The organism is Pseudobutyrivibrio xylanivorans (assembly GCF_010906925.1).
In the GTDB taxonomy this organism is placed as follows: Bacteria; Bacillota; Clostridia; order Lachnospirales; family Lachnospiraceae; genus Pseudobutyrivibrio.
In genome coordinates this window covers 62,224-80,262 of sequence record NZ_VTVE01000005.1, presented here as the reverse complement: position 1 = coordinate 80,262, position 18,039 = coordinate 62,224, and the positions used below count along the sequence as shown (strand labels likewise).

Sequence of the window (18,039 nt, the reverse complement as noted above, 5' to 3'; positions counted from 1 at the left end):
CTCATCAACTTTCTTCTTTGCCATTGTTATTCCTTTCTTAAAGTGAAATATTGGTACGCTCAAGTTTCTTTAAGCTGTCATTAGTCTGTTTGAATCTAGCAAAATCGGCATTGTTTGCCTTTAACAGCGCGAGCGAATTTTTCTTTATTCTAAGCAACGTCTCTTTTAAGGCCTTGCTCAAATCAGCATTGTCCGTAAGTTCTCCTACAGTGGTATTAAAAAGTGCCGCAACTGTCTTGCGTTCCTCTTCGTCCATAAACATATCCACCACTCTGGCAGTGTCCACGGATTTCTTGTCCTCGCAGTTTTTGAAAACCTCTTCGGCAACTTTTTTATATACACCATCCTCGAAATCATCAGGTCCTACAAAAGGCTGAATCTTAGGAAAAATGGATGGGTCCTCAACTAGCCATGTAATAAGCAGACGCTGTGAGAATTTCATCCCATCATCCTTTGCCTTGTGGGCCTTGGCCCTGCCTTCAAATCCCTGATTTTCAGGCTTGGCTGTAATCCCCGATGCTCCCAGCTCAATAATGTATTTAGCCAAGGCATCCTTTGGAATGTTAAATGTAGCAGCTACAGCATCTGTATAATTCTCCCTCTCTAGCTGAGTAGGAAACTCTAGCACTATCATCTCCGCTGCCTTTTTCTGGAAGTCTGATTTCTTCTCAGGGTCTGTCATATCGTAATTGTTTTGAAGCATGCGTATCTGATACATAAAGCTGTTCTCTGCATTCAAAATACGCTTTTCATATTCCTCTGCTCCAAGGGCCTTGATAAACTCATCAGGGTCTTTGTAAGGAGTCATATTTATGATGCGGCAAGAAATACCTGCTCGCTTCAATATCGGAATAGCTCTAAGGGCTGCCTTTTGACCGGCTCCGTCGGAATCATAGCTCAAATATACGTCCTTGACATAGCGCTTCAGCATACCTGCATGACCCTCTGTAAGGGCAGTTCCAAGAGATGCTACTGCATTGTCAAATCCCGCCTGGTGCAAGGATATAACATCCATATATCCCTCGCATAAAATAAACTGCTCACGGCGAGTCTTTCTAGCAAAATATAATCCAAACAATGTACGAGATTTGTTGAAAATCTCAGTCTCTGGAGAATTCAGATATTTAGGCTCACCATCACCCATTACTCGACCACCGAAGGCAACTACCTTGCCATTGGCATCAAATATAGGAAACATAGCTCTGTTCCAGAACTTGTCATGGCCGCCACGCTTCTCATCGATAGTGATAAGACCGCAATCCTTAAGGATATTGTCATCATATCCCTTTTCCCTCAGATATTTATAAAGGGAATCAGAATACTTGCTGGTACAGCCTAATCCAAATTTATGAAGCGTCTCCTGAGATAAACCTCTCTTCGTGAAATAGGCCATGGCCTGCTCTCCTGCTGGAGAACGAAGTAGCTTGTAGTAATAAGCCGCTGCCTCTTTATTAATCTCAAAGAGACGACTGCGCTTGTCGGCATGCTGTCTCTCCTGATAGGTCATCTCCCTCTGAGGCAAAGTAACTCCACATTGACCTGCAAGCTCCTCAACTGCTTCCTTGAAGGTCATGTTCTCGTAGTTCATCAGAAAACTAAAAACATTGCCTCCAGCACCACAACCAAAGCAATAGTACATCTGCTTTTGTGGGCTAACGGAAAAAGAGCCTGTCTTCTCATTATGAAAGGGACATAGTCCAAAATACTGGCTGCCCTTTTTTTGTAAGTTAACATACTTTGAAATGACGTCTACAATGTCAGTCCTGGAACGGACCTCCTCAACGACGTCCTCTGAATAATAAGGCATTTATTCTCCCGTATATTTATTAAAATCCATCTACTACCCATGCCTTTGGCATGAAGTATTCGTTAAATTTAGTAATGCAATACTGGTCTGTCATACCAGAAATATAATCGCAAATGATGCGCTCTTCACTCTCGCCCTCATCTTCCATAGCGCGATAACGGTCTGGGAGCTCATCAAAATGGACTGTGTAATACTCGTATAATTCTCGAATCATACGCTTAGCCTTGACCTCTTCCACCTTTGCCACTGAATCCTTGTAGACATTGGCAAACATAAAGCGGCGAAGCTCTGCCATGGCCTCCTCTATCTCAGGCGACATCTTGATAACAGGGCTATCCTGGCTGCTAATGATTACATCATGAATAAGTGTATCAAGTCTAACAGCTGATGACATACCAAGAGTCTTTCTGATTTCAAGAGGAATATCCTCCTCTGTAAGAATCTGCGCTCTGATGGCATCATCTATATCACTATTAACATATGCTATCTTGTCAGATAGTCTGACAATCTGTCCCTCAGGTGTGGCTGGATGTCCACTGGTCTGATGATTTCTTATACCATCTATAACCTCCCATGTGAGATTAAGACCCTGGCCGCCCTTTTCCAATTTCTCAACAATGCGCACACTCTGCTCTGAATGGATAAATCCAGTAGAGCACATGGCATTAAGCTGTGCCTCACCTGCATGACCAAAAGGTGTATGTCCCAAGTCATGACCAAGAGCAATTGCCTCAACCAAATCCTCATTAAGTCTGAGGGCCTTAGCAATAGTCCTTGCATTCTGTGAAACTTCTAATGTGTGAGATAATCTCGTCCTGTAGTGATCACCCTGAGGAGTAAGAAATACTTGCGTTTTATTTTTAAGTCTACGAAAGGCCTTACTGTGTAAGATTCTATCCCTATCTCTCTGAAAAAGAGGTCTGATATCACACTGTGGCTCGTCTTTAGCTCGCCCTTTTGAATTCTCATTGAGCGTAGCATAACAACTAAGAGTCTCCCTCTCCATCTGCTCAATCATTTCTCTTATTGTGCCCATTTTAGCCTCCAAATTTTGCTTAACACGAACCTCTATAATACAAATTACGCAGAAAAAAAGGATATCCTTTTTTCTGCGTAATTTTTTTTAAATTTATTTAATTATCAGGAATATACATCAAAACTTCTGTGGTATTTTCCCAAATTTTCATAATTATGTCTCCGCCTAAGGCCTTGACAATTGACTTTGCCTCATATAATCCAATGCCGCTGCCCTCATGATTATATGAATTAGAACCTCTATAATAACAGTTGAAAACGTATGGAATCTCCCTACTATCAATAGTTACTCCGTTGTTAATCACACTGTAAAACATCATATCATCTTGTCTAAAGCATTTTAATCTTATGCCTGTTCCATCCCCATACTTAATGGCATTTTCAATAAACTGAGTCAGGCACTTTATGACTAAATTAATGTCACTATTTACAAGAGGATTCCCACTTAGCTCTATTGCAAATGGAATATTGTTCACATTGCACCTATTTTGAAAATCTTCTGCAACACGGCTTCTTATTTCATCTAAATAAAAATTCTCAATTTCAGGAGAATACTTACTCTGAAGGGAACCAGGATCATCTAATATTTTCCCTGCAAGTTCTGCTATATCATCAGCATTCTTTTTAATTTTAGCAGCTATCTCGCTGTCTTTTGGATCCGGATTACCATCCCGATACAAGCCTGTTTCTATTGCCTCAGAATATAGTTTTATATTAGATACAGGAGTCTTTATTCCATGGGCCAAAGTTGAAATGAACTGTTTTCTATCGAAGAGGAGCCTATCAATCTCCCGTTTGTCCTCATCGATTTTGTCGCCAAGCATATTCATGCCCCAAACATATCTGCCAAACAATCGGCTTTTTGTCTCAGGTAAGCCATCGGACACCAGCCCCTTTGAAAGCTTTTCTGGATAATCAGAAAATTCTTGAAAAGGTCCCAAAATCTTTTTGTTAATCATAAACACCGCTATAAATATAGGAATAAAGAAAACAAAAGCTGATATCTCCGCCAAAAACAGCATGTTTTTTGTCACTGTAGATTTGTATTTATAAACAACAAATCCCTCAACCGCTCCATCTTTATCCTTAAGTGGGAACAAATAAGTATTATCTTCCCCACCAACATTTTTCAGGTTGCCATCTTTTTCATAAAAAACTTCTATTTTTTCAGGTATGTCCTTGTCAGAAAAATCACGCAGCAAAGGGGTTACATCCGCGTTAGATGTTATACTAATCTGGTTGGTCATCCTATTCATAAATGCCATTCGATTTCCAGTCTCACTGACAGATAACTTTTTCCATAAGGAAAAAATAATCAGTCCCCAGCAGATATAATATAAAAATAGAAAAATCCAATATTTATAATATCTTCTCATAAATTATTCTCCAAACTTATATCCCTTTCCCCAGACTGTTTTTATAAAAATGGGTTCTTTAGGGTCATCTTCAATTTTCTCCCTAAGCCATCTGATATATACATTTAACGAACTCATTTCAGTATCGCTATAATATCCCCACACTTCATCAAAAAGTTCATTTTTATCCACAACCTGTCCTGGCTTTTTCATGAGGCACACAAGAATGTCAAATTCTTTTCCTGAAACATCTACACTCTGGCCGCTTTTCATAACAGTGCGTGCCCCAATATCAACTTTGATATTTTTATAAATCATTATATTCGATTCCTGATTAGGGTATGACCGTCTAAGGAGAGCCCTAATTTTAGATAAAAGAACAGGAATGGAAAAGGGCTTTTCGATGTAATCATCGGCCCCTGTTTCCATTCCAAGAATTTTACTTTCATCATCAGTCCTGGCGCTCATCATAAGCACCGGCATATTATAATTTTTCCGAATACAGGCAAGAGCGCTAAAACCATCCTGGCCTGGAAGCATTACATCTAATAAAAGTAGTCTGTAATTAGTATTTTCAATCTCCTGTAAAGCCTCCTCTGCCGATTGTACCCATGAGACTGTGTATTCGGTAGTACTAATAAAATCGAATATTAGCTGTCCCAGCTCTTTATTATCCTCTATAAGTAAAATATCCATAGCGCCTCACCATTATTTAAACTTCTCCACCTGATAAAAAACAGGCTTATCCTCCACACCGTCAAGCCCAGTAAATACAACCTGTACGCTACCCTGATGATAGTCTATGAGAATCATCTGTGTCAAATCGTCCTTGTGGACATTATAGATAACTGGAGAACCATAAAGATCCGTCTCTACCTGCTCCTGAGTCATTGTATTCTTAAGTTCTACCACATCAAACTTATCGGTGTTTTTTACCCACTCATTGTATTTTACAAATCTAGCCACATTAGGTAAAAAGCCCGACATAATGTCATAGTTATTCTCAGTCACAAAGGAATTAATAATGCAGAAGCTATCAGGGCTTTCCCATTTTACATCCTTCATCATAGGGGTTTTGTTGTCTCTTAAAACAGAATATCCCTTTCCCTTTTCTTTTATTTTTAAAACAGCATCTTCTGCACAGTAGGATTCATTTCCATCTGTAATCATAATGTTGTGGCTATAGGTGAATCTATCACTGTTAGATACCATGTATTCCCCAACATCCTTGGCAGTATTGTATTCCTCCAATGCCTTTCTTAACGAATAGGTATAACAGGTCTTTCCTTCAAAATCATATTCTTGACCAGTATCTACATCTAAAATAGCTCCAAATACGCCATCATTATTTATACCTGAAATCACCTCAAGCAATCCTAAAAACCCTATTGAAGCGATACTTTTTTCTCCATTTTTCAAGTGAAGGACAGAGTGAATTTTACACATAGTATTATCACTTCCCAATTGCCACTCTATGCATCTAACAGCTAGCATATCACCAGTGATAGTCTTCTCTCCCCACAGTGACAATCCTGAGCAGGCTGTCTGCCTCAATGCATCCGGAAGCATCTGGCCTGCCAAAAACTCCTGCCTACTCAATATTCCATCCTTTTTGATACCTTGATTTTTAAGACCTAGTCCATCGGCAAGTCCCTTTATTTCCTGTTGATAGTCACCATTTATAGAATTAAAAAGTCTATCTAGTCGCTTTGTTACAGGAGAAAAATCATCCTTAACATTCGGAAAAGCATATCTAATATTTTCGTGAATATAGGGTTCAAAATCAGCGCAATAACTGGGATAAACCTCTTTTATAGCCCTTCCATAAGCTAGTCCCGCCTGGTAAGGTGTGGCTTTTTCTTCATCCAAAGTAACATCATAATATGCCTCTGTCACTTTTATGGTGCATATCCCATCTGGTGTAGTGTATTCAAATAATACATCTGCTTCTATGCCATCTTCAGTGTATACCGCAGTTTCTTTTGTATCATAATTTGCCACCGGCTTTACAGGCTCACTTTGTCTCACCATAGCGTCACTCTTAGGTGTTCTCGCACCCAGCAAAAGCAAACCGCCTACTATTGCTATAGCTATTATCCTTTTCATAAATATTACCATCCCATCTCATCAAGCCAGTTTTTGAGTTTTCTTTCTCGCACCAAGCCATCACTATCATCCACTTGTTTTCCAAGATATAGCTCCCCTTTTATATTTCCATCTACCAGAAAAACCACTCTCTCTGAACTAGCTGCCACCTTTTCACTGTGAGTTACCATTAGAATGGTCATACCATCACTGTTAGCTTTTCTCAGCTCTTTCATAACCTCTGTAGCCGCTTTTGAATTTAACGCTCCAGTAGGCTCGTCTGCAAACAGAATTTTCGGGGAGTTAATTAACGCTCTGCACAGACAAGCCCGTTGAAGCTGGCCACCTGACACTTCATATATTTCATTCTGAGCAATGCTTTCTATGCCCAAATTGTGCATAAGCTTTCTTGCTCTGTCGTTAACCTCAGTTTTACTTGCTTTAGATGTCTGATATCCCGGCAAAATGATATTATCCAAAATGCATAGCTTTTTAAGCATATACATCTGCTGAAAAACAAATCCCATTTCATTCAGTCGTAGGTTGCTAAGCTGCTTATGATTCATTATAGAAATGTCTTTTCCATCAAACAAAACACTTCCTGAGGTAACTTCATCCATACCGCTTAAGGTGTACAAAAGTGTTGATTTACCTGAACCAGAAGGCCCCATAATAGCTGTAAACTCACCTTCATTAAGCTTGAAATCAACATTTCTCAGGACATTATTACTGTATTTATCAACAATATATGTCTTGCACAATTCCTTTGCTTCTAAAACTGTTTTACCCATCTTTTCCTCCAACTATATTTCATTAAATGTCACGAATTTTTGATATCTCCATATCATCAACTCTCTTTAGGGTTAGATATGTGATAAAGTCGATAATGACTGTAATCAAAATAGGAAGTACTATATAAAACCTAAAGACATCTTGATTTGAATGGTAGTTCAATATATATCCCAAATTAAAGAACAATTTTTTTAATCCAAAAGCAATCGCTGTGTTTACCAATAAGATGGCTAGTATGGATGAACCAATAGATATCATAGTACTTCTAATCAGCTGCCAAGCTTTAACGTTACCATTTGTAAAACCACCACATTTTAATAGAGCAATATCTGGCGTCTCATCTACCATATTCACTGATTGATACAACATTGTGACCATAATCATCAAAATCAATATCATTGGTATAAACAACATAAGAATCGTTGAGTACACAGCACCATATCCACTGAGAGAATAATCAATTTCTTCAATCTTATTTCTGATACTACTTTGACCATACATTTCTCTCATTTGTTCTATATATTCATCTTTCATACTATCAGGGGCATCTATTTTAGATCCAACAATCATTCGTCCTGCCTCGGCAGCTCCTTCAAACATATCACTGGTGTAAATACTTAGCTGTCCCTCCGCAACATCTACCAGACCTACAACTATAAACTCTTCCTCTACCTCTTTGTAAGTAAGTCCATCATCATTGTATTTGTAGTACTTTACACTTATGGAATCGCCAACCTCTATGCCACTTTTTTTTGCATCAATAGCGTCCATTAAAACCTCATTCCTTAACTTTGGATGCACTCCCTCATACAGCTCAAAGTCAGATATATAATCGCAGTCGAAGTACATGCCGGCCATATGGATTTCATTATTATGTGTAAGCTCTATATCACGAACATAACTGCAATAACCTACTGTTGCCGGGATATTAGCCCCTTTTAGTTCTTCATTCACAATATCTATGGCACCACCTAGACTTCCACCCCGTTGAATATACTCATCAGACATTTCCCTTGACATATCTAACACAAAATCAAACTCTGGTCGTCCCCACATTCTTTCAATCCAATATGAAGAATAGACTGTATTATATATTTCGAGAAGAGTGATAATTATTGCTATTCCAAAGGTATATGCAAATATAAGAAATTTATATCGCTTTATTCGATTCGTTAAGTCAGTAAGCGCCAAATAAAAAGGAACATTAATTTTCTTCATCTTATGGAGAAACAATCCCGGATGCTTACCAAACCGCTCTCCTCTATTCTCACCTGTAATTACGTCAATTATGCTGATTCGCTTCATTCGCCTTAAGCTAATAGCAACGAAAACTACTATAATAACAAAGGACATTAATGATGTTATTACTGCTACAGGTAGAATATTTCCAAGCTCAGGTTCTAGATATCCAAAAGTAAGATACTTTATTTCAAGCCTTGAAAAATAAATTCCTCCAAAGAGTCCAACTATGCTTGAAAATAATGAAATAGCTATATATTTTGCTGCAAAAAGCCAATTAAAGGACATTGATTCTATTCCCAGAGCTTTTAGCATTCCCAATTCTTTTTCTTCATTTTTTATTGCAGATTTTATAGTGAAACTAATGGTCATAAAAACCATAAGAATTAATAACACGGAAAATACAATCATCAAAGCTGTAAGCGTTGATGAAACTTCCTGGTCCGTATATGAATCATCTAGTTTGTATCCTCTGATATATTCAGCCTCTGATTCCTTCATCTCAGAAAAATCGTTAACCAAACTACTTTGGTCTAGATATGTATTCCCTTCGAAAAGCTTCACCATATATACATCTTCTATTATTGGGCTATCTTTCTTTAGTACTTCATAATCCTCTTCATTAAAAAAAAGTCTAAGATGTCCATTCATGCCCGGATCTTTAGTTATAACTGTGACCTTAAACTCATATATATTTCCTAGCTGAGTTGTAATTCTCACCGTATCACCAATATTTACGCCAGCATATTTGTGAATAATCTGAGGCACAGCAATTGTGCCATAATCCAAATCAAAGAATTGGCTGTTCATATCAGTAACTCGATTGTGTTTCATGTTCAGGTCATATGCAAAATACTTGGCATCTTTCAAAAGAGCCTGTGAGTCTTCTTCATATCCCTCAAAATCTATAGCATTTTGTATAAATGAAATTGTTTCACCTAACTCTAACTCAGTAACTCCATCTCTATTTAGAAACCACTCTGATAACCTTTTTTGTTTTTCCTCAATGCCCCCTAAATCCCTGCTATTGATTATTACTACATCCGCTGCATTGACTTTCTCTCTATCTTCTTTTATCCCTAATGTATTGGCATATAACATTATTGCGCTACATACTGTTAAAATGGATGCCATGCACATAAATATTAAAAGGATAATATTCAACCGCTTTTTATCTGCTAAATCTTTTTTCAACATCCTGAAAAACATCCGAAATAATCCTCCAAATTATCATTGTGATGACATGTTAACAAAATAATTCTTAAAAAATCTTTAAAGATAAATTTATATTTTCAAACCTGCACTTCTTAAATATTTATACAATAAAGCGACCTATTCCCGCATCACCAAGAGGGTCCGGGATAATATAAAAGCAGCCCATCGGAATGAGCCTACCTGCCCATACCAAAAGGCTGCATATTTGTTGCATTTTCCACTCAAATTTATATATCTTACATAATCTAAGATAGTCATTTTTCTTTATTGAAACCATCTCAAAACTAAGTTATTCATGTTCTATCAATTCCCTACATTTCTTGGAAAGCTCTCTGTCTCCAAGTTTTTCAAGGATTTTTATTATACTGTCACAAGCAGAGGCTCCGAACATATCGTATATTAAAAAATAAGTATCCTCTGTATATCGAAGTATATTTGTGCTGTAGTTTGGATTGGAATCAAATTTCTTGGCAATCTTAACAGCTTTTTCAAGCGAGAGGTCAGATTCCTTAATCCTTCCTTTTTTTCTTTCTATAAAAGACATTGCGGCAAGTAACTCTGAGTAAGCTCTGTCTATAGAATCCCCTTGGGGTCCCGATTTCATCCCAGAAAGGACATCTATTCCATAATTTGTTATCTCCAGTGCCTTATTCCAGTTTTTATTCGAGCAATAAACAAAAATGTATCCGGTAATTGCTGTCACTAATTCTGAAAAAGCTTTTACCATCCCTTCTGACAAAAAAGGTGCTGCTTCATCTGTTCTATTCATTTGAATAGACAAATATGCCCCAATCTCAGTGCTATACATCGAATCCGCATTGTTTTCTTTCAGTTTTTCCAGTCCCTTTTCAAATTCTCCCAGTGAAAAATACAAATACGCAATATTTCCTTGTATGGTCACTGTGCTTATACGAGGATTTGTGTTTTGCGAAATCAGCATGTTGGCTTTTTCAAAGAGTTCTAAAGATTTGTTCATTAATGAACGATTATTAGAACTCATTCCATAAACACTGTATATTTCTGCGCATTCATATACCATCATGAAGGAATTAGGGTATTTTACAAGGGCTTTTTCTGCCTCGTTTATAGCCTTTGGATCGAAAGTTGTTGCCAGATTTCTTATATTATTCAGGATTGTTTCAATGCGCTTATCCTTGACTCTATATCCCAAAAGCACATCAATCGATGTGTCAAATAAATCCGCCATTTCAACAATGAGACTCAATTCGGGTGTCGACAGTCCTGATTCCCATTTGTATACAGCACCTACTGTTACACCAAGGGCTTCCGCAAGTTTTTCCTGCGTCATTTTTCTGTCTTTTCTAAATCTTCGTATATTCTCAGAAAGTGTTATTTTCATATTCGTGCTCCTTGTGACAAATGCGATTATAAATTAGTCATCTATTTAAGAACAGATACCACCAATACTATTTGTATATTAAAAATTATACCATCAGTATGTGTTTACAAAAAGTAAAGATTCTCCTTAACAATTACAAATGACGGAACTTTATGTTTAAACAAAAAAAGCCCAGACACAAATGTGTCTAGGCTAAATGCAGGAAATGGGACTTGAACCCACACGATATTGCTACCACAGGCACCTGAAGCCTGCGCGTCTGCCAATTCCGCCATTCCTGCAAACATTTAGTATTCTAAGGAATTTAGCGCCTTTAGTCAAGGTGTTTCGACCTATAATTTCTCCTGTATTTTCTACTATATATACACAACAAACGGGCGACACCAACTCGAAACCACTTGATTCCTAGCTGATGCCGCCCCTGAAAATCGATCCCAATGGACTAATACCTCACATTCTGTTTTATTTTTTCATGTCACTGTCCATTTGAAAGCTTTTTTATCAGTGATGGACCTCATCATGAAATTGTCGCGTGTTTTTTAATGTTAATTCTCTGGTGGACTGTACCTCCAATCACTAGATTTTAACATTGTAACTTGGTTTTAAAATTTAATCCTCTGGTGGACCGTACCTCCATTCTCTGAATTTTAATACCAACTTAAAATAAAAAATAATAATCTACTCTCTCTTGAACAATACCTCCCTTTCTGAAACCATTTTTTCTGCTGTTAAGTATATTATAGCTTGGTTTTGTTAAATTGCAAGATAATTTCACAATTTACATCATATTTGTCAGATAGCTCAATGTTCGATTATTTGTTTTGTAAACATTTACAATTGTAAATTTAGGAAGCCGCTTGGCACTAGGTTTGGCAAAAAATGCCCCCTATTTACTGCCTATACACTCTATTGTGTTGTCTGATTTTACCTGTAGTGTGAGGTCAGCTTCTTTGCTATATTTCAGGCATGTCTTCACATTGACCATGTCGCTATAGTCTACAAAGGCTGTGGCTTTTTCTATAGAATTACCGCTGAGAGCCTTTCTTTCAATAAGACGATTTCTCAGCTGATTTTCATCCGCCACAATAGAAATAGTGTAATCAGCATATTTTGAAATCTCATCCCAGCCCGGCTGATTTAGCAATAGATAGTTTCCCTCTAGAAGTACAATATCCGATTCTACCTCAATAGCGTTGTCCACTGGATTATGGAGAGTCCTATCATATATAGGCCAGCCCAAAGAATTTTCCCTTGTAATTGATTGGATGCGGCTTTTCATTAAATCTAGGTCAAAGGTCTCTGGCGCCCCCTTTATCTCAACCATCTTAATCTCTTTACCATCTCTAATGGTAGTGTGGCAGGTCAAATACTCCTGTCTGCGATGGAACCCATCCATGCCAATAGCCTGAAGGGGAGTAACTCCATCCGTCTCTTTTGAAAGCTTCTCTAGAAAGGAGCAAAGAGTGCTTTTGCCTGCTCCTGGAGGTGCAGCTAGCATAACAAGTATTCTTCTATTTTTCTGTCGCTGTAACTCCGTCAATCTCTTCAGCAATGGAATAAAAATATTCTCAATACATTCCTCGGAGTAAAAAGCATCCACCGCCAAGCCGTTTATCAATACCTTATAGTCTATCATTGTCTTTCCTCGAATTTATTTATAATCCAAAAATGAACCACTAACCCCGTCCCCCTGGACCATTTTCCTATTTGTTTCTTGTGAAATCTGTTTCACCACCATTATGTATCTGGTAGATATCATAGTTCCCATCTGCCCAATATGAACCATTTTCAAGACTTAAGCTTTCTTCAAAATCATCAGGCAGATATTCATCTGGAATCTTTTTAAGACTTCCCAATGTGTTTTTAAATGCAGTATAGATATAGACAATGCTATTATCACCAAGATCCATGGCATATTCGTAGGAAAAGGAATGATGATCTATAGCTATATATGTTGGATAATTAAATCTATCGGAATTATCAAAAATAACCTTCTTGTCATTCTTAAACTCATTCTTAATTCTGTCTAATTCGGCTTTATAATCATCCTCCGAATAAGTGCATTTTAAGTATACTTCACAGGTAGGATCATCAATGGTATCCTGATAGGAATAATAAAAATCAGGCTTTTCCTTTTGCTCAAATGCACTTTCAGGGATAGTTTCTGGGAAAATAAAAAATCCTGTTCTTACTGGATTTTTACTACCAGCTTCGGCGGTGTATTTGTACATAGTTTTCTCATATTTGTTGACGTTTTTGGTGACTTTAGGCGGTCCACCAAAGAAAAACAACATCAACAGAATATACAAAATCGCTAATACTGTGATAATACCTATTATCACACCACCAACTATTCCTATTGTAATTTTCGCCCCTTTTTTCTGCAACATAATCCTCATCTCCTCAGTTGTTTATAATCACAAGTCCAACTACCCACAATACAAATATCAAAAATAGTCCTATTGGAATGCCTGCTCCTATTGCTAGTCCTATCAAATAATGCTTATATCTTCTGATACCACTTATAAATGCAGCATCCCTTTTTGCTGAATCACTCTTAGCATCATCCATCATAGTTTCCAGTTCATGTAATTTTTTTCTGCAGTCTTCACAATTATTCAAATGGAGTTCTACAGCATCATTAACACTATCTGTCAAAATTCCATCTTTATATGACGGAAGTAAATCTTCAATGATTTTGCAAGAAATATTGTTTTTTTCCATCAAATCACCCCGTTTAATAAAATGTATGAAAAAATAAATAATGCGATAATTATCACCACAAAATATCCAAGAACTATCAATGCCATCTTCATTATTCCATTTAATCTAAAGCGCCTTTTAATAGGTGACTGTTTGGCATCTACCGCAACATCTGCTATCATCGCCTCGTAGAGTTCTTTACAGTCTTGACAGTCATTTATATGTTCTTCGATAAATCGATTTGATTCCTCCGATGTCTTTTTATCTATATACCTAGGTAGAAGATCAGTCACCAAATCACATTCAAATTTAGTCATAATCACGTATCTCCTTTCCTAATTTTGCCTTTCCTCTATAAAAAGTCACTCGAGCCCAGTTTTCAGTCTTATTCAGTAGCTCTCCTATTTCCTTGAATGACAACTCACCAGTCAGCCTTAACAACATAACTTCTTTTGTGGAGCTATCCAGATTTTCAATACTCTTGTATAGAGTTCTATTGGTTTCTTCTCTGATGTAGATTTCCTCAATCAGCTCACCTGTAGATATATTCATTATCTCATCAATAGGAACCTGTTTGTATTTATTAGCCTTTTCAATGTGTTGCCATAAAGTGTATTTAGCAATCTGACAAAGCCAAGTAGAAACCTTGGATTCTCCCTTAAAGTTCTTGCTATTTTTTATAGCCCTAAGAAATGTTTCCTGTGTAAGGTCTTCTGCCAAATCCCTATTTCCATTAGTCAAGGTGAGTAGATACCCCAGTACTAGCGGGTAAAATTCCTCGCATATTTTTTTCAAGTTCAACCTAGGGTATCCTCCTTTCTTTTGTTCTAATAGATTAGTCCGTTTTTCTTATAATTCGTTACAACTATTTTAAAAATTTTTAGTCAAATAATAAATATAAAAAAAGAGTAACCTGTTACTTGGTTACTCGCTTTTAACGAACCGCTAACTCCGTCCCCTATGAATAGTCCAATAATCTTTATAGGCATAGTGGTCCATTGTTCCTACCATCAACTTATCTGATTTTTTAAAACCATATTCTAAAAAAGCCTGTGCACGGTCTATAGCATACAGTGGAACCTTAGAGATTATTTCATCACATTCAAATAAATCAAAGGCCGGTGGAATTATTAAAGATAGTATTTCCTTGATAGCCTCAACGTTCTCATAGTCACTTCTTAAATCTAAGCGAAGAACTCCCACATGATTAAAATCATCCTCTGCCTCTCTGTGAAACAGTTCAATGGTACCAATAGCTTTAGAAAGCTTCTTATCAATTATCGCCCAGCGAACAAAAAATTTCTCGTTATAGGAATAAAGCCAAAAATCTATAGCCTTTTCCATTGCTTCCTTGGTTGGATAATAGAAATTATCACCGTGACAATTGTCGCTGTTAAAGAATGGCAATGCATGCTTATCGCTATAGACCTCCAGCAGGTCTTTTGCATCCTCTTCTGTCACGAACCTCAAAAAATATGAAGCATCTTCAAATGTCGGACAAACCGAATAAACATCTCCCATAAATAAATCCCCCTTTTTTATTCTCTTTTGGACCACTAACCCCGTCCCCTAGGACCATTAAACTGCTCTGTAGAAACGCGGTCCTTCTTCACCATTAATTCCTAAAGGCGAAAACCCACATTTCTCAAGCACTCTCTGTGACTTCTTATTATCCCTCTCTGTTTCGGCTTCCACTTGGCGAACTCCTGATTGGTTCAATGCCCAAGTTATAACTGCCTCAACAGCTTCTGTCGCATATCCTTTTCCCTGATTTTCTTCTGTGATTCCATAACCGATTTCAATAGAACCATCTTCATTCAAGCCCTTAAAGCACAAATCACCAATATGCGTTCCATCTTTTTGCTCTATCGCCCATGTTGCATACCACTCCCAGGCATCACGGTGATCAAGAGATTCTTGCAACATTTCACTGTATGCTTTTATTAACTCTTTATCCGTCTGCTTTTCAATTAAACAACGCATCTCACTTTCTGACATTGTATGAATTGTTAAGCGTTCTGTTTCAATAATCATTTCATTCTCCCTACAAATTTGAAGTTGTCGATGTCTTTTAACACTACAAATTCATTCCAACTAAGAATAAACCTGATATTACCAAAAGAACTATAACTATCTTTTTTACAATTCTTTCATCCAAGACTTTTGAACTCTCCATTCCAGCAAACAATCCAATAATCATGAACGGAATAAGGGTTGCTGCTTGTTTCAATGAAACAAGCGTAAATACTCCAAGCAAATAATATGTAAAAATTCTTACTGTATTTTCAACAATAAAAACCGCGCTTATATTGGCTTTAAATTCATCCGTTGTAGTAGTCACTCGCCCAACATAGGCAGCAAGCAACGCTCCTATCCCAAACACTCCACATAAGATGCCAGATAGTACGCCAATGATGCACAATATAATATTTGAATCCTTTGCATTTGTACATTGATATTCTCTAAAAAATATTTCAACAGCAATAAAAATAACAACGATTCCAAAGAACACTTTTAAATATTTAACATCAACACTCTTTAAAAGTATTGCCCCAGGGATACTACCACCTAGAACCAACAATGCTAAAGGAATATAGACTTTTTTATCAAGTTTTTTACGATTATTCCAAGTCAATATTAGATTTGTCGGGTATCCAAGTAATAATTCCACTGGAGATATATTAACGTTTGCCACTCCAAATCCTAAAATAGATGTAAAGACTAGTGTATTTGCAAAACCACAAAGTCCCTTTATAAAAAAAGCACATAGCGTGGCAATTATCCAAAAAGTCAAACAATAATCCCCCTAATAAACCAAATCTATAATTCCTTTGCTTCTGCGTAACGTTCCTTGCCCCACCAGTTCGGCATCAATTCCATCAAGGTGATGGTCTCTCTTGTTTCATAATCAACCATGATTTCCATATCCTCGTTGGCCTCATTCAGCTGATACAGAAACTCTCTGCAAGCGCCACAAGGCATACCGCTGCCACCTCCACTTGGGGCCCCATCGCGAAATGCAATCAGTCGTTTCACTCTAGTCTGGCCGCTACTCAAATACATATTCAGAGCAGCCACTCGCTCCGCACATAGATTCATCACACCACTACAACTCTCGATGCAGAAACCTGTGTAAATCTCGCCATTCTCGGCTTCAATCGCACACACAACATGATGTGCATATAAAAAAGGTGATACCTCCTCTGGATGATATTCCACCTTTGCTTTTTCATATAACTTTTCCCAAATATCCATATTTACCTCTTTACTCGCATGTATATCCCGGCTTGTTTCACCTATATTCCTCTTCGATAGAATTCCTCCAACAGCTTCGGTTGAATCAGCGGATACGTCCACTGATCTGGCAGGTCGTCGAACAAAAATACTTTCTCTATTTCACTGTGCAGTTCTGTTTCTAGTTCCTGAATGTCTGCATAGAAAAGCCCGCCAAAAGTCTCTACTCCATCAAAATTGTCCGGTGCAGTTACAGAATAAACGCATATCGGCTTTATCGAATACTTGATAGCACCTGTTTCCTCGTACAATTCTCTCTTAGCTGTATCCATAATTGTTTCTCCTGGCTCTCTATGTCCGCCAGGCACTTCATATGTATTGCGGTCTCTATGCTTGCAGAGCACCCACTTTCCATCCTTCTTTGCGATAATCACTGCAAACTTTAATAGTGAATCCTCTACGGAATCATAAAACTTTACTTCTGTTGTCTGTCTCTCCATGTTGTCTACCCTCTACAAATTTGAAGTTGTGCGATTAACTTCAAATTTATCGTTCTATCCCATTTTTCCATTTTGAAAATCCATTCTGATAAATGCCTTTCCGTTAGGAAGTGGGATCCTTGCCTGGAGTATGTCCTTATATCCTATCTCCTGCATTTTTGTTAAAAGTGAATCCTCGTCCATCTGATGATGTACCTCATCCAGTCCGTCAAACGCATGCAAATAGGGAGAATCTGATACCCACTGCTTATCATCCACATTGATCTGAATCAAACAAGAAACATATTCAGGATTCACTTTACAAACCACTCTCTGAAATGCATCATACCCAATATACTCTATAAGAAGGTTTGCTATCAGCAACTGCGCTCCAGGAAGCTGATCAGCATCGTTGATCAGATTTATCTTCAAGCATTTCAGTACATCAGACAAATGTGCATATCGTTCCGAAACTATTCGAAGATAATCTTCATTGATATCCACTCCATAAACAGTCCGGTACTTATCCCGGCTTACATGCTCCAAGCCATTTCCACCAGCGACTCCAAGGACCATAGCCGTTGAAACCGGATAATCTTCAAACTGCTCCTTCATTATTGAATTCATGATTTGGAGTTGTTTAACAAAATCAAGGCTCATATGATTCTCATAATCATTCAAACTGATTTCTTCCCACGGATTACTCATAATTCTCCTCGATTATACTGTAATATA

Annotated in this window: 19 protein-coding genes and 1 tRNA gene; all 20 read right to left on the bottom strand. The window is 37.5% G+C overall.

The window, feature by feature from the left end; all coding sequences use genetic code 11:
* Positions 1–37: 37 nt before the first annotated feature.
* Positions 38–1,807 carry a DNA primase gene (dnaG, locus tag F0Q01_RS12995; protein ID WP_090154965.1) on the bottom strand — a complete coding sequence of 590 codons (1,770 nt, stop codon included), beginning with the start codon at positions 1,805–1,807 and terminating at the stop codon, positions 38–40.
* A 19-nt stretch (positions 1,808–1,826) separates the two neighbouring features.
* Positions 1,827–2,843, bottom strand: coding sequence for a deoxyguanosinetriphosphate triphosphohydrolase (locus F0Q01_RS12990; protein ID WP_090154963.1), 1,017 nt, complete (start codon positions 2,841–2,843; stop codon positions 1,827–1,829).
* A gap of 97 nt (positions 2,844–2,940) precedes the next feature.
* Positions 2,941–4,218 carry a sensor histidine kinase gene (locus F0Q01_RS12985; RefSeq protein ID WP_090489232.1) on the bottom strand — a complete coding sequence of 426 codons (1,278 nt, stop codon included), beginning with the start codon at positions 4,216–4,218 and terminating at the stop codon, positions 2,941–2,943.
* Between the two features lie 3 nt (positions 4,219–4,221).
* Positions 4,222–4,893 carry a response regulator transcription factor gene (locus F0Q01_RS12980; protein WP_090154959.1) on the bottom strand — a complete coding sequence of 224 codons (672 nt, stop codon included), beginning with the start codon at positions 4,891–4,893 and terminating at the stop codon, positions 4,222–4,224.
* A 12-nt stretch (positions 4,894–4,905) separates the two neighbouring features.
* The gene (locus tag F0Q01_RS12975) at positions 4,906–6,303 is read right to left on the bottom strand and encodes a C45 family autoproteolytic acyltransferase/hydolase (protein ID WP_143096670.1); all 1,398 of its coding nucleotides are present in this window, start codon (positions 6,301–6,303) and stop codon (positions 4,906–4,908) included.
* Between the two features lie 5 nt (positions 6,304–6,308).
* The gene (locus tag F0Q01_RS12970) at positions 6,309–7,073 is read right to left on the bottom strand and encodes an ABC transporter ATP-binding protein (RefSeq protein ID WP_090489228.1); all 765 of its coding nucleotides are present in this window, start codon (positions 7,071–7,073) and stop codon (positions 6,309–6,311) included.
* A gap of 22 nt (positions 7,074–7,095) precedes the next feature.
* Positions 7,096–9,510: an ABC transporter permease gene (locus F0Q01_RS12965; protein WP_163927278.1), complete on the bottom strand. Its 2,415-nt coding sequence runs from the start codon at positions 9,508–9,510 to the stop codon at positions 7,096–7,098.
* A gap of 307 nt (positions 9,511–9,817) precedes the next feature.
* Positions 9,818–10,888 carry a helix-turn-helix domain-containing protein gene (locus tag F0Q01_RS12960; protein ID WP_090489223.1) on the bottom strand — a complete coding sequence of 357 codons (1,071 nt, stop codon included), beginning with the start codon at positions 10,886–10,888 and terminating at the stop codon, positions 9,818–9,820.
* Positions 10,889–11,085: 197 nt separating this feature from the next.
* Positions 11,086–11,169 (bottom strand) — tRNA-Leu (locus F0Q01_RS12955).
* Positions 11,170–11,774: 605 nt separating this feature from the next.
* On the bottom strand, positions 11,775–12,524 hold the full coding sequence (locus tag F0Q01_RS12950; protein WP_177209294.1) for a nucleoside/nucleotide kinase family protein: 750 nt from the start codon (positions 12,522–12,524) through the stop codon (positions 11,775–11,777).
* 67 nt (positions 12,525–12,591) lie between these two features.
* Positions 12,592–13,278, bottom strand: coding sequence for a hypothetical protein (locus F0Q01_RS12945; protein WP_090489221.1), 687 nt, complete (start codon positions 13,276–13,278; stop codon positions 12,592–12,594).
* Between the two features lie 13 nt (positions 13,279–13,291).
* Entirely contained in the window at positions 13,292–13,612 is a 321-nt protein-coding gene (locus F0Q01_RS12940; RefSeq protein ID WP_090489219.1) for a zf-HC2 domain-containing protein, read from the bottom strand.
* Entirely contained in the window at positions 13,612–13,908 is a 297-nt protein-coding gene (locus F0Q01_RS12935) for a zf-HC2 domain-containing protein (RefSeq protein ID WP_090489217.1), read from the bottom strand. The genes F0Q01_RS12940 and F0Q01_RS12935 overlap by 1 nt, the downstream gene beginning before the upstream one ends.
* Entirely contained in the window at positions 13,901–14,386 is a 486-nt protein-coding gene (locus F0Q01_RS12930; RefSeq protein ID WP_242941880.1) for an RNA polymerase sigma factor, read from the bottom strand. The genes F0Q01_RS12935 and F0Q01_RS12930 overlap by 8 nt, the downstream gene beginning before the upstream one ends.
* 150 nt (positions 14,387–14,536) lie before the next feature.
* Entirely contained in the window at positions 14,537–15,112 is a 576-nt protein-coding gene (locus F0Q01_RS12925) for a GNAT family N-acetyltransferase (RefSeq protein WP_090489213.1), read from the bottom strand.
* A 57-nt stretch (positions 15,113–15,169) separates the two neighbouring features.
* Positions 15,170–15,625 carry a GNAT family N-acetyltransferase gene (locus F0Q01_RS12920; protein ID WP_090489211.1) on the bottom strand — a complete coding sequence of 152 codons (456 nt, stop codon included), beginning with the start codon at positions 15,623–15,625 and terminating at the stop codon, positions 15,170–15,172.
* Positions 15,626–15,668: 43 nt separating this feature from the next.
* Positions 15,669–16,385, bottom strand: a complete 717-nt coding sequence (locus tag F0Q01_RS12915) for a sulfite exporter TauE/SafE family protein (protein ID WP_090489207.1) — start codon at positions 16,383–16,385, stop codon at positions 15,669–15,671.
* Positions 16,386–16,411: 26 nt separating this feature from the next.
* On the bottom strand, positions 16,412–16,759 hold the full coding sequence (locus F0Q01_RS12910) for a cytidine deaminase family protein (RefSeq protein WP_242941877.1): 348 nt from the start codon (positions 16,757–16,759) through the stop codon (positions 16,412–16,414).
* Positions 16,760–16,887: 128 nt separating this feature from the next.
* Positions 16,888–17,325: an NUDIX hydrolase gene (locus tag F0Q01_RS12905; RefSeq protein ID WP_090154931.1), complete on the bottom strand. Its 438-nt coding sequence runs from the start codon at positions 17,323–17,325 to the stop codon at positions 16,888–16,890.
* Positions 17,326–17,379: 54 nt separating this feature from the next.
* Positions 17,380–18,012, bottom strand: a complete 633-nt coding sequence (locus F0Q01_RS12900) for a class I SAM-dependent methyltransferase (RefSeq protein ID WP_090154929.1) — start codon at positions 18,010–18,012, stop codon at positions 17,380–17,382.
* Between the last annotated feature and the right edge of the window lie 27 nt (positions 18,013–18,039).